Source organism: Haliea atlantica, from assembly GCF_054779855.1.
In genome coordinates, this window is the sequence record NZ_BAAGXL010000007.1 from 189,355 (window position 1) to 201,906 (window position 12,552).

A 12,552-nucleotide genomic window follows, 5' to 3' on the forward strand; every position below is an offset into this window, starting at 1 on the left:
CTAGCCCACGGCTATTGCTTCCAGCGCCTTGCGCAGGGGCGCGGGAATCGGCACCGCACGGTTGCTGGCACGCTCGACAAACACGTGCACGAAATGCCCATGCGCCAGGGCTTCCCGTTCACCGGCCCGGAAAATGGCGATACCGTACTGCACCGAGCTGTTGCCCAGGCGGTCCACGCGCAGGCCGCCCTCCAGCGCATCCGGGTAGGCCGCCGGCGCGTGGTAGTCACAGCCCGAATTCACCACATAGCCTACGATCTCCGCCGCGGCGATATCCAGCCCCCCCGTCTCGATCAGGTAGCGATTGGCGACGGAGTCGAAATAACTGTAGTAGACCACGTTGTTGATATGGCCATAGATGTCATTGTCCGACCAGCGCGTGTTGAGCGGGTAGAAGACACGGTAGGCATCGCGATCGGGCCGAGGACTCATGCGGCTTTCCCCCAGGCCGCGGTGTAAATCGCCAGGGCATCCTCGCGACTCAGCTCGCGGGGATTGTTGACCAGCAGACGCTGCTGCAGCATGGCGTCCTCCGCCAGCATGGCCAGATCCTCTCTCGGCACCCCCGCTTCTGCCAGGGTCGCAGGCAGCGACACCGCCGCGATCAAGGCGACCAGGAAGTCCCGCAGGGCCATAGCGCGGGCCTCGTCACTGCCAGTGACATTCGGCGCCACGAGGGTAGCGAGTTCCGCGTACAACGGTGCGGCGGCGGGCAGATTGAAATCCAGCACCGCGGGCAGCACCAGGGAATTACTCAGACCGTGGGGAATGTGGTAGTGGCCGCCGAGGGGGTAGGCCAGCGCGTGCACCGCCGCAACCGGTGCATTGGCGAAGGCCTGCCCGGCGAGGCAGGCCCCCAGCAGCATGCCGGCGCGCGCATCCCGGTCATGCCCCCGGGTGACAGCAAGGCGCAGGTTGGCGGAAAGAAGCCGCAGGGCCTCCCAGGCCAGGTGGTCGGACATCGGGTTCTTCTTCACCCGGGAGGTGTAGGCCTCGATGGCGTGCACCATGGCGTCGATCCCGGTCATCGCCGTGACCCGGGGCGGCAGGCCCAGCGTCAGGTCGGCGTCCAGCACCGCGACGTCGGGCAGCAGAAGCCGCGAGGACACCCCCGCCTTGGTCGTGGCACCGGTGGTAATCACCGCCACGGGAGTCACCTCCGAGCCCGTCCCTGCGGTCGTCGGCACCAGCACCAGGGGCAGGCGCGCGCCGCGAACCTGATCGACCCCGTAAAGCGCCGCCAGCTCCTGCCCGCCATCACCCAACAACACCGCCACCACCTTGGCCACGTCCATCGAGCTGCCGCCGCCAACCGCTACCACGGCATCCACCTGTTCCCTGCGCCCCAGTGACACGGCGGCCTCCACCACCGACTCCGGCGGGTCTTCCTGCACCCGGTCGAAAAGGATCGCAGTTGTCCCGGCAGCCTCCAGCGCCGCCTGTAGCGGTGCCAGCAGGCCGATCTTGACCAGCCCCGGGTCCGTGACCAGCAGGGGGCGGCGGGCGCCCAGGTCAGCCAGGAGGGGTGCCAGTTCCAGGGCACTGCCGGGCGCACAGACCAGCCGCGGTGTGGTGTTAAAGACGAAGGACTGCATGGCCACCTCCCTTTTCCAACGATGCACGGGCCCGCCCAACCCCGGCCGTTCTGCGGCCGCGGGCGTATCCTGTCCTGCCTGCTAGAGGGTCAGGATTACCTTGCCGCGCGCCCGGCGCTCCATCATGCAGGCATAGGCGGCCTCGTAGTCCTCCAGCGGGAACAGGTCGGTGACCACCGGCTTCAGCTTGCCCTGGGCGAACAGTTCCCAGAGTTCGTGAATATTCTGCCGGTTCACCTCGGGCTCCTCGGCCATGAAGCGGCCCCAGAACACGCCGACAATGGCGCAGCCCTTGAGCAGAGCCAGGTTGAGCGGCACCTTCGGAATCGGGCCGCTGGCGAAACCGATCACCAGGAAGCGCCCCTTCCAGGCCATGCTGCGCAGGGCCTGCTCGGAGAAGTCGCCACCCACCGGGTCGTAGACCACATCCACGCCGCGCCCCCCGGTGAGTTCCTTGACCCGGTCCTTGAGGGACTCGCGGCTGTAATTGATAACCTCGTCGGCTCCCATCTGCCGGCACACGTCGAGCTTTTCGTCGGAACTGGCGGCCGCGATGACCCGGGCGCCGAAGAGCTTGCCCAGCTCCACCGCCGTAATGCCCACCCCACCGGCGGCGCCGAGGACCAGCAGGGTCTCCCCGGGCTGGATATCCGCGCGCTGGCGAAGGGCGTGGTAGGAGGTGAAATAGGTAATCGCCACCCCGGCCGCCTGCTCAAAACTGAGCCCCTCGGGCATCGGAAATACCGCGCTCTGATCGGCGGCAATCTTCGAGCAGAAGGCCCCGTGGGCCCCCATCGAAATCACCTTGTCACCGGGCTTGAAGCGGCTCACCCCGCTACCCACCGCAGCCACCACCCCGGCACACTCAGCACCGGGAATAAAGGGCAGGTCCGGCTGGGTCTGGTACTTGTTCTGGATAATCAGCACGTCGGGGAAGTTCAGGCCCGCGGCCTTGACCTCGATCAGCACCTCCTGGTCGCCAATCTCGGGGTCCGGCCAGTCGGTTTCCAGCACCAGCTTGTCGGGCAGGCCGTGTTCCTTGCAGACCACTGCTTTCATGTCTTGCTCCTGTCAGGGACCCCACTCGCGCGGGAGCGGGGTCCAAAATATCCTTTTCAATCGAGCTTGATGCCCATACCTGCCGCCGCCTGGCTGACCATCTTGGTGCTCTGCTCAAAGCCGGCGGTCAGTTCCCGCTCGCCACCGCGTTCGCTAATACGCTCCCAGTGGGCGGCAATTGCCTCCGGCGTCTGTTCTTCCGGCGGCAACCACATGCCCTCGGTCTCGACAATGCGAGCCACGGCAAACGCCCCTGCACCGGCGGCCAGGATGGTGCGGTTGGGGGCATTCTCACTCACCAGGTAGAGCACCGCCGGGGTTACCGTCTCCGGAGTCAGCAATTCAAAGGCCTTCTCCGGCAGCAAACCCTCGGTCATCCGCGTGCCCGCAGTGGGCGCCAGTGCATTCACGCGGATGTTGTACTTGGCGCCCTCCTGGACCAGCGTGTTCATCATGCCGATTACGCCCATCTTGGCGGCACCGTAGTTGCTCTGGCCGAAGTTGCCGTAGAGCCCGCTGGATGAAGTCGTCACCACAATGCGGCCGTAATTCTGCTCGCGCATGATCTCCCAGACGGCCCTGGTGCAGTTCACCGTGCCCATCAGGTGTACGTCGATGACCAGGCGGAAATCCTCCAGGGAACCCTTGTGGAAACTCTTGTCGCGCAGGATCCCGGCGTTGTTGACCAGGATGTCGACCCGCCCCCACTGGTCCATCGTTTGCTGGACCATGGATTCCACCTCGGTGTAGTCCGCCACATTGGCGCCATTGGCAATGGCCTCGCCACCGGCGGCCTCGATTTCCGCCACCACACTGCGGGCCGCCTCGCTGGACGCCCCGGTGCCGTCCTTGGCACCACCCAGGTCATTGACTACCACCTTGGCGCCGCGTTTTGCCAGCTCCAGTGCGTGGCTGCGGCCCAGGCCGTGGCCCGCGCCCGTGACGATGGCCACCTTGCCGTCATAACGAATTGTCATGCTTGCTCTCCCTTTGAATTCCTTGGCTGGGTAGAAGGCTGCTAGCGGGCAGACAATCGGCGCGCCAGCCTAACCGGCGACCACCATGGTCAGCCACTCGGCCACCAGGGCCGGGGTCTCCTCGCCCTCGATCTCAACGCTAACCTGCTGGCGAATCAGGAAACGGTCACCGTCTTTGGCTTCCACTCCCGTGATCTCCCCGTGGGCACGTACCCGCTTGCCGGCGCGCACCGGCGCCAGGAAGCGCACCTTGTCGAAGCCGTAATTGATGCCCATCAGCACCTTTTCCGGCATCACCCCGTTACCTTCGCAGAGTCTGGGCAGCAGGGACAAGGTCAGGAAGCCGTGGGCGATGGTGCCGCCAAAGGGTGTACCGGCAGCTTTTTCCTCGTCGACGTGGATAAACTGGTGGTCCTCCGTGACATCGGCGAACTGGTTGATGCGTGGCTGATCCAGGGTGACCCAGGGACCGGGTTCCAGTTTCAAACCCACCTGATTGACCAGCTCTTCCTTGGGTACCACTTTCATGGACATGCGCGAAATCCCCCGTTTTCAAGATACTTGTGATGTGTGGTCAACACAGGGTTTCAGCCATCGCGGAAAGTCGCGTTGACCTCGCCCTGCCCGGTATAGCCTTTGAGTTCGTGGCGCCCCACCACCATGCGATGCACGGCATCGGGTCCGTCTGCCAGACGCAGGCTGCGCTGGGCCACGTACAGGCCCGCAAGCGGCGTATCCTGGGAGATGCCCAGTGCCCCGAAGACCTGGATCGCCTCGTCGACGATGCGAATGGAGACATTGGGCACCGCGGTCTTGATCATGGAAATCCACACCCGCGCCTCCTTGGCGTCACGGTGGTCCATCATCCAGGCCGTCTTCAGGGTCAGCAGGCGGGCCATTTCAATATCCATGCGGGCGTTGGCAATGATGTCGATGTTGCCACCCAGCCGAGCCAGGGGCTTGCCGAAAGCCGTGCGTGAAACCGCCCGCTCGCAGAGCAGCTGCAGCGCCCGCTCCGCGGCCCCGATGGCACGCATGCAGTGATGGATGCGACCCGGCCCCAGCCGGCCCTGGGCGATCTCGAAGCCGCGACCCGGGCCCAGGATGACATTCTCCCGGGGCACCCGGACATTGGTGAAACGCTGGTGCATGTGGCCGTGGGGCGCATCGTCCTGGCCGAACACCAGCATCGGGCGCAGGTTTTCGACACCGGGGCTGCCCATGGGCACCAGGATCTGCGATTGCTGCAGGTGCTTGGGCGCCTCCGGGTCGGTCTTGACCATCACGATCATGACCTTGCAGCGGGGGTCGCCGGCACCTGAAATATAGTGCTTCTCCCCGTTGATCACCCACTCGTCGCCATCCAGCTCGGCGCGAGTGGAGATGTTGGTGGCATCGGAGGAGGCCACCCCGGGTTCGGTCATGGCAAAGGCGGAGCGGATCTCCCCATTGAGAAGGGGTTCCAGCCACTGGCGCTTCTGTGCCTCGCTGCCGTACTTGTGCAGCACCTCCATATTGCCGGTGTCCGGAGCCGAACAGTTGAACACCTCGGCCGCAAGGTGGGACTTGCCCATTTCCTCAGCCAGGTAGGCGTATTCCACCGTATTCAGGCCGGAGCCGTGTTCGCCATCGGTCAGGAAGAAGTTCCACAGCCCGGCGCTGCGCGCCTTGTCCTTGAGCCCCTCGAGAATCTCGCTCTGTCGGGGCGTGAACTGCCAGCGGTCACCGACCGGGATTTCCGCCAGATACGCCTCCTCCAGAGGCAGGATTTCATCCTGCACAAAGGCTTTCACCTGTGCCAGCAGCGGCCGAACCTTTTCACTGACGCCCAGATCCATGCAGTTCCCCTTGTTAGCTATTGTCAGAATCCACTGAGGCGGGCATAGCGGTCGAGGTGGTAGTTATAGTCCCCGAAGCAATGCTGGACAAGACGCGCCCGCTTGATAAAGAAGCCGATATCAAATTCATCCGTCATGCCAATGCCACCGTGCATCTGGATCGCCTCGTTGGTCGCGCGCTGGGCGACCTCACAGAGCTTCGCCTTGCAGGCACTGGCCAGCAGGGAAAGCTGCGGATCGCCGGCATCGATGGCCTGCAGGGCCTTGAGCACCAGGGAGCGGGCCAGTTCCAGCTCCGCGTAAAGCTCCGCAGCGCGGTGCTGCAGCCCCTGGAAGCTGCCGATCGGGCGGCCAAACTGCTTGCGCTCCCGCAGATATGCCACGGTGCGCTCGAAGGCCTCGGTGGACAAGCCGAGCAATTCCGCCGCCAGGCCAATGTTGGCGATATCGAGGGCAGTTTCCAGCCCCTGCCAGGCACCCCCGGGGCTGCCCAGGAGGGCTTCGTCACCGAGCTGCAGATCGGCGTATCGCAGGGCGCCCGCCGGGCCGCTGTCCACCAGGCTGCGCGGCTCCACCTGCAGCCCCGGCGCGTCCGCGGGCACCAGGAAGGCACTCAGGCCCGACCTGTCCCCGGGCTGGCCATCGCTGCGGGCAATCACCAGAAAGTCCGTGGCTCCCGGCGCGCCCAGCACCAGGCGTTTACTGCCGCTCAGACGCCAGCCCCGCCCCTCGCGACGCGCCGGCGACGCGGTATTTTCCGGGGCGTGGTGGGCGCCCTCCTGCAATGCCAGGGCGAGCCGCCGCTCCCCGGCAACAACGGCTGGCAAAAGCGCCTGGCGCTGGGCCTTCGTCGCCAGCCGGTCGAGCGCGCTTGCGCCAATCAGCACCGCCGACTGCAGGGGAGTCGGGCTGAGGTGGCGACCGGCCTCTTCCAGCACCACGCCGAGGCCGACATGGCCGTAACCCAGTCCACCGCAGTCCTCGGCAATGGCAATCCCGGGCCAGCCCATGGCGACAATCTCATCCCATACTGCGGGCTCGAAGCCGAGGGGGTCGCCCCCATCCCGCAGGGCGCGCAAGTGCGACACGCCGGCCCGGGAGGCCAGCAGGCCCCGGGCAGACTCCCGCAACATTTGCTGCTCTTCACTCAATACCAGTGCCATGCGCGCCCCTCAGTCCGGCAGGCCAAGCACGCGCTTGGCAATGATGTTGAGCTGGATTTCCGAGGTGCCCCCCTCGATGGAGTTGCCCTTGGAGCGCAACCAGTCGCGGCACACCACGCCCCCGTCGTAGACCTCCCCCGACCAGCCGAGGGCCGGTTCCCCGTCAATGGCCAGGTTGAGTTCATGGCGCCGCTTGTTGAGCTCGGTGCCGTAGTATTTGAAGATCGAGGAGGCCGCCCCCAGGCCTTGCCCGGCCTTGACTTCATCGCCGACGCGCTCCATCGTCGCGGAAAAAGCCAGGGAGTCCAGCTGGTAGCGGGCAATGTCCGTGCGCAGTACCGGGCTGTCCAGACGGCCCTGGGCGTCGCGGCCGAAGTGTGCGAGCGCGGCGTCTCCGAGTGACTGCCTCGGGGCGGTGCCAAAGGCGGAGATCATTTCCCGCTCGTGGGTCAGCAGATATTTGGCAATGCTCCAGCCCTTGCCGGGCTCGCCCACCAGGTCTTTCTTCCAGGCGCGGACATTATCGAAGAAGGTTTCACAGAAGGGCGAGGCTCCGCTGATCAGGCGGATGGGGCGAGTGCTCACCCCCTCGCTGGCCATATCGAAGAGGATGAAGCTGATCCCCTCGTGCTTGCTGCCACTGCTGTCGGTACGCACCAGGCAGAAAATCCAGTCGGCCTTGTCGGCGTAGGAGGTCCAGATCTTCTGGCCGTTGATCCGGTAGTGGTCGCCACAGTCCTCGGCGCGGGTCTGCAGACTGGCGAGATCAGAGCCCGCGTTGGGCTCCGAGTAGCCCTGGCACCAGCGGATTTCGCCGCGGGCGATCGGCGGCAGGTGTTCGCGCTTCTGCGCCTCACTGCCGAACTTGAGCAGCGCCGGCCCCAGCATGGAAATGCCAAAGCTTTCGAGAGGACTGCGGGCATTGATGCGGTCCATTTCCTGACGCAGTACCTTGACCCGGTCGCGGTCGAGCCCGGCGCCACCGTATTCCACGGGCCAGTGGGGCACGGTCCAGCCACGCTGCGCCATGCGCTGGCACCACAAGGGCTGGTCGGGGTGACGGACCTCCGGTTTGCGTCCCCCCATGTAGATGTCCTCGAAGCCGCGGACCGGCTCGCGCATGCTCGCCGGGCAGTTGGCCTCAAGCCACTCGCGCACTTCGGCGCGGAAAGCGTCCAGATCCGCCACCTTCTTCTCCTGCTTTTCCGTGCGGGTCATTCCGGATTTGAACATACAGTATGTTTTGCTGACTGACAAGAATGCCCGATTGTGCATCGTCGCTCGATTGCGCAGAATGGGCCATGGCGGATCTTTTCATTGCTCTGGCGGCATTCCTTCTTCTGGGCCTTGTGGCCCACTACATCGGCCTGCGCACCCGGCTGCCACGAGTCACTCTGCTGATCCTGGCGGGCGTCGCCATCGGCCCTACCGGCATGGACTGGTTCGCGGGCTATCGCGAGCAGCTGTTCCCGATGATCGCCGACATGGCACTGGTCATGCTCGGCTTCCTGATTGGCGGCTCCCTGACCCGCGACCTGTTCCAGCAGCAGGGCCGACAGATTCTCTGGCTCTCCCTGGGCATTGCCCTGGTCACTTTCCTGGTCGTCTGCGGAGGCCTGCTGGCGGTGGGCCAGGGTTTGGTGATTGCCGTGACCCTGGGTGCCATTGCCACCGCCACCGATCCGGCGGCCACGGCCGATGTCCTGCTGGAGGAGCGCGATGACCGCAGTCCCTTTGGCCGACTTCTGCTGGGCATCGTGGCGCTGGACGACGCCTGGGGACTGCTCATTTTCAGTCTCGCCCTGGTTGTAGCCATCGGCAGCAGCGCCAGCAACGGGCACGCCGTGCTGGCAGCGGGTCTCTGGGAAATTGCCGGCGCGGTTCTGCTCGGCCTGATGATCGGCCTGCCCATGGCCTTCCTGACCGGCCGGATCCGCCGCGGTGAGCCGCTGCTGATCGAGGCCCTGGGTCTGGTCTTCCTGTGCGCCGGCCTGGCGATGCGCTGGGAGGTCTCCCACCTGCTGGCGGCCATTGTCATGGGCGCCACGGTGGCCAACCTGGCCAGCCACCACAAGCGCCCCTTTCACGCCATCGAGGGTATCCAGTGGCCCTTCCTGATGCTGTTCTTCATTCTTGCCGGCGCCTCGCTGCAGCTGGATTCGCTGCTGGCCGGCGGACTGCTGGGGGCGGCCTACATGCTGTTGCGCACCCTTGGCAAGGTCAGTGGCGGCCTCACGATCGGCCTGCTCACCGGTACCACGGCACGCACCGGGCTGCACAGCGGTAGCGCCCTGCTGCCCCAGGCCGGCGTCGCCGTCGCCATGGCACTCACCGCCAGTCAGAATCTTGCAGGGGAAGGCCAGGTGATACTGACCATGGTGCTGGCCTCCACCGTGATCTTCGAGCTACTGGGGCCCCTGGCGACCCGGTGGGCTCTGCGCCGGGAGTGCCGCCCCCTGCCCCGCGCGGCCCGCAGGGCCCAACGGCACAAGAAAAAGCACCCGACACATGAATCCCGCTGATCCCCGCTAGCGGGCTGTGCCGACAATTCACAACCTCCAGAGTCAGCGCCCCGGATGCTTGTCCCGATACATGTTGGCGTCCGCGCGGCTCAGCAGCGCGTCCACCGAGTCGCCATCCTCGGGCCAGCGCGACAGACCGATACCGGCACTGATCTGCAGCCGGTGGCCATTCACCGAGACCGCACCCAGTACACGATCCCGCAGGCGCTGGGCCGCGGCGACGCCGGCCTGCTGGTCGTCGACGCCGTGCAAAATCAGCAGGAACTCATCACCCCCCAGCCGGCCGGCAAAGTCGCTGCCGCGCAGGAAATCGCGCAGGCGGTCGGCAACTGCGAGCAGCAGGCCGTCACCGGTCGCGTGGCCGAGGCGGTCGTTGATGGCCTTGAACAGATTGAGATCGATGATGACTACGGCAAAGGGCTGTGCGGTCCGTCGGGCGCGCTCCAGGCTCGCCGCCAGGGTCTCGTCGATACTGCGCCGATTCGGCAGGCCGGTCAGGGGGTCGAGCCTGGCGAGGGCCTGGGCCCGCTGGTTGACGCGAAAGTAGCAGGCGACAATAACACTGTAGGTCCAGCCCATCACAAACAGGAAAATGGCGCTGAACACCAGCGGCAGGGACACCAACCGGCGCCCGAAGGGTTGCCAGTCGGGCAGCGCCACGCTCAACCAGCGAAGCACAAAGAGCAGGGACAAAAACAGCAGAAACAGCGCAGCCAGGCCGTGGGCCCGCCACTCCTCCCTATCCCGGGGCCGCCACACCATGGCCACTGCCGAGAGGCCGAGAAAAACCAGGCCGAGCAAGTCGATAATCAGGAAACGCTGCTCCGTGCCACGCACCCACCACAGCGGCACGGCCGCCAGCACGCACACACCAATCAGCAGCGGCAGTCGGGGATAGCCTGCAGAGCAGCCGCGGAAGCGCAGGCTCCCCTCCAGGATCAGGGCGGTGGCCATCATGGTCAGCAGATTGCTAAGCCAGACCAGCTCGGGTATCGCGCGCTCCGCGCCCGGCGCGACAATGCTGACCAGCAGAAAGCCCAGGGCATTGAGCAGCAGGGCCAGCCACCACTGAAACACGCCGGGAACGTCCCGATTGATCCGCCATACCAGAAACAGGACCAGTACACAGACCAGGGAATTCAGCGTGATCGCAAAAAACAGCGTTGGGAGATGCAGGGTCACGCGCCAGCCCTCGGAGTTACAACCGACAGTATTGGCAAGGCCGCCTTCGAGGTCAAACCGGAAATTCCGATTCCGCTTCAGGACTCAGAAAGTCGCGCGGGGCATGCTCACCTGGGACGTGGTGATCCCGCCATTGACCCCGACAATTTCGCCGGTGACGTAAGCTGCGGCGGGCGAAGCCAGGTACAGGGCGCAGGCGGCGATGTCCTCGGGATCTCCCAGGCGCGCGAGAGGAGTGCGCTCGGACATGGTCCGCTCCAGGTCATCGGTCATGAAATTGGCCAGGGCACTGGTCAGGGTGGCACCCACGGCGATCGCGTTAACCCGGATTTTCGGCGCGAAATCCTGGGCCAGTTCTTCGGTCATCCACGACAGCGCCGCCTTGCCGATACCGTAGGCGACGAAACCCGGCTGGGGGTGACAACCCGCGGTGGAGGAGATGTTGACGATGGCGCCGCCATCGGGACTCTTCGCCAGGTGGGGCGCGCACTGACGGGAGAGAGAGAACGCCGTGGTGACATTGAAGCGAAAGGCCCCCTCCAGATCCTCGTCAGTCGTCTCCAGGGCGGGCTGGGGCCCCCAGCCACCGGCGTTGTTGACCAGCACATCCAGGCGACCGAATTCCTCCAGCGCACGCGCCACAAGGCTTTCACGCTGCTCGCTCTCGAGTACGTCACAGGGGACGACCAGGGCGCGGCGACCGCGCTCACGCACGGCCTTCGCGGTATCTTCCAGTTGTGACTCGGTACGCGCCGATATCACGACATCGGCCCCGGCATCGGCGTAGGCAATGGCGGTAGCGGCGCCAATGCCGCGACCGGCACCGGTAATCAGAGCAACTTTTCCGTTCAGACGGAAACGATCCAATATGGAAGTCATGACAACTCCTGTCGGCTGGTGGCGGCAGCGCTTATTCGGCCGCGGCCGCGGCAATGCGGTTCAGGGCCGGATCATTGGGCGGGTTCCTGACACACCAGGTTCCGGCGGGATGATAGATGTAGGCGACACAGCCATTGCAGTTGTCGCAGCCGGACTGGGTGACCTCCCCGCTGTGGAACTTGTTCACCAGGGCCGGGTCGTGGATCAGGGCACGCGCCATGACCACGCACTCGAAGCCCTCGGACACGGCTTCCTCGGCATTGGCCAGGGACTTCACGCCCCCGAGGTAGGCCAGCGGCATGTTCACCGCCTCGCGGATGCGCAGCGAGTTCTCGCGGAAGTAGCGTTCCCGGAAGGTCACCTTGGGCTCACTGGCGGCCGCGCCTTTCATCATCAGCGCAGTGACCCATTCCCCCTGCTCCTTGAGCACCTTGCTGATTTCCACCCGGTTCATGTTGCTGCCGAACATGTACCAGGTGGACTCGACATTGCGCCCCCCGGAAAGCACCAGCATGTCGGCACCCGCCGCCTCCAGGGCCCGTGCGGTTACCACGGAGTCCTCGACCTGGGTGCCGCGGCGCACACCGTCGGCCACGGAAATTTTCGCCAGCACGGCCAGGTCCTTGCCCACCGCCTGCTTGACCGCGGCCAGCACGCGCGCCGGGAAACGTACCCGGTTCTCCGCACTGCCGCCGTACTCGTCCTTGCGCTTGTTGCTCAGCGGGGAGATGAACTGGTTGAGCAGGTAGCCATGCCCCATGTGCAGCTCGACCGCATCGAAACCGGCCTCGCGGCACAGCTCGGCGGCCCGCACGAACTCCGCGGTGACACGCGCCATGTCTGTCTCGTCCATCGCGCGGCTGAAAAAATTGCCCTTCAGCGCACCCGCCGGGTTGAAGCCGGAGACCGAGCTGATGGTGCGCCCCTTGACCTTCATGCCGGTCACGAAGGAGCCACCGTGGGTGATCTGTGCCGAGATTGCAGCGCCCTCGGCGTGCACCGCGTCGGTGAGCACCCGCAGGTCCGGCAGTGCTTCCTCGCGCATCCAGATCTGGTTGGGCAGTGTGCGCCCCTCGGGGGCCACCGAGATATAGGCGACGGTGGTCATACCGCCCCCCCCGCCGCCAGGTCGCGGTGGTGCTTGACCAGCGCCTTGGTGGGCTTGCCATCCAGGCACATGGCCTCGTTGGCACCCGACTTGATAAAGCGATTGCGCAGGGTCAGGGGCCCGATGGTGACGGGATCAAAGGGGGAAACAGTACTGTTCATGGGCTACCTCGGCGCGTGCGATCGACTGTTATCGCAGCGATAGTAACAGCGCTTGCGCAAGGGGACGA

13 protein-coding genes are annotated in these 12,552 nt (G+C 65.4%); 1 reads left to right on the top strand and 12 read right to left on the bottom strand.

Annotated elements, in window-relative coordinates:
- The 8 genes from ACYVGS_RS08800 to ACYVGS_RS08835 all read right to left on the bottom strand — a co-directional run bounded on the left by ACYVGS_RS08800 (position 1) and on the right by ACYVGS_RS08835 (position 7,865).
- Positions 1-432 carry an acyl-CoA thioesterase gene (locus tag ACYVGS_RS08800; protein WP_460588304.1) on the bottom strand — a complete coding sequence of 144 codons (432 nt, stop codon included), beginning with the start codon at positions 430-432 and terminating at the stop codon, positions 1-3.
- A complete protein-coding gene (locus tag ACYVGS_RS08805) occupies positions 429-1,595 on the bottom strand; it encodes an iron-containing alcohol dehydrogenase (RefSeq protein WP_460588305.1) in 1,167 nt (388 codons plus the stop codon). The genes ACYVGS_RS08800 and ACYVGS_RS08805 overlap by 4 nt, the downstream gene beginning before the upstream one ends.
- Positions 1,596-1,676: 81 nt before the next feature.
- On the bottom strand, positions 1,677-2,654 hold the full coding sequence (locus ACYVGS_RS08810; RefSeq protein ID WP_460588306.1) for an NADPH:quinone oxidoreductase family protein: 978 nt from the start codon (positions 2,652-2,654) through the stop codon (positions 1,677-1,679).
- A gap of 56 nt (positions 2,655-2,710) precedes the next feature.
- Positions 2,711-3,631, bottom strand: coding sequence for an SDR family oxidoreductase (locus tag ACYVGS_RS08815; protein ID WP_460588307.1), 921 nt, complete (start codon positions 3,629-3,631; stop codon positions 2,711-2,713).
- Positions 3,632-3,700: 69 nt separating this feature from the next.
- Positions 3,701-4,165, bottom strand: a complete 465-nt coding sequence (locus tag ACYVGS_RS08820; protein WP_460588308.1) for a MaoC family dehydratase — start codon at positions 4,163-4,165, stop codon at positions 3,701-3,703.
- A gap of 53 nt (positions 4,166-4,218) precedes the next feature.
- Positions 4,219-5,469, bottom strand: a complete 1,251-nt coding sequence (locus tag ACYVGS_RS08825; RefSeq protein ID WP_460588309.1) for an acyl-CoA dehydrogenase family protein — start codon at positions 5,467-5,469, stop codon at positions 4,219-4,221.
- 23 nt (positions 5,470-5,492) lie between these two features.
- A complete protein-coding gene (locus tag ACYVGS_RS08830; protein WP_460588310.1) occupies positions 5,493-6,632 on the bottom strand; it encodes an acyl-CoA dehydrogenase family protein in 1,140 nt (379 codons plus the stop codon).
- Positions 6,633-6,641: 9 nt separating this feature from the next.
- Complete coding sequence (locus tag ACYVGS_RS08835; RefSeq protein ID WP_460588311.1) at positions 6,642-7,865, bottom strand: acyl-CoA dehydrogenase family protein; 1,224 nt, start codon at positions 7,863-7,865, stop codon at positions 6,642-6,644.
- Between the two features lie 68 nt (positions 7,866-7,933).
- On the opposite strand from ACYVGS_RS08835, the gene ACYVGS_RS08840 reads away from it, so the two are divergent.
- Complete coding sequence (locus ACYVGS_RS08840; protein ID WP_460588312.1) at positions 7,934-9,154, top strand: cation:proton antiporter; 1,221 nt, start codon at positions 7,934-7,936, stop codon at positions 9,152-9,154.
- A 42-nt stretch (positions 9,155-9,196) separates the two neighbouring features.
- On the opposite strand, the gene ACYVGS_RS08845 is transcribed toward ACYVGS_RS08840, so the two are convergent.
- The 4 genes from ACYVGS_RS08845 to ACYVGS_RS08860 form a co-directional block, all read right to left on the bottom strand.
- Positions 9,197-10,336 carry a GGDEF domain-containing protein gene (locus ACYVGS_RS08845; protein ID WP_460588313.1) on the bottom strand — a complete coding sequence of 380 codons (1,140 nt, stop codon included), beginning with the start codon at positions 10,334-10,336 and terminating at the stop codon, positions 9,197-9,199.
- Positions 10,337-10,420: 84 nt separating this feature from the next.
- Positions 10,421-11,215, bottom strand: coding sequence for an SDR family oxidoreductase (locus ACYVGS_RS08850; RefSeq protein WP_460588314.1), 795 nt, complete (start codon positions 11,213-11,215; stop codon positions 10,421-10,423).
- A 31-nt stretch (positions 11,216-11,246) separates the two neighbouring features.
- On the bottom strand, positions 11,247-12,323 hold the full coding sequence (locus ACYVGS_RS08855; RefSeq protein ID WP_460588315.1) for an NADH:flavin oxidoreductase: 1,077 nt from the start codon (positions 12,321-12,323) through the stop codon (positions 11,247-11,249).
- On the bottom strand, positions 12,320-12,484 hold the full coding sequence (locus ACYVGS_RS08860; protein ID WP_460588316.1) for a hypothetical protein: 165 nt from the start codon (positions 12,482-12,484) through the stop codon (positions 12,320-12,322). The genes ACYVGS_RS08855 and ACYVGS_RS08860 overlap by 4 nt, the downstream gene beginning before the upstream one ends.
- Positions 12,485-12,552: the final 68 nt, after the last annotated feature.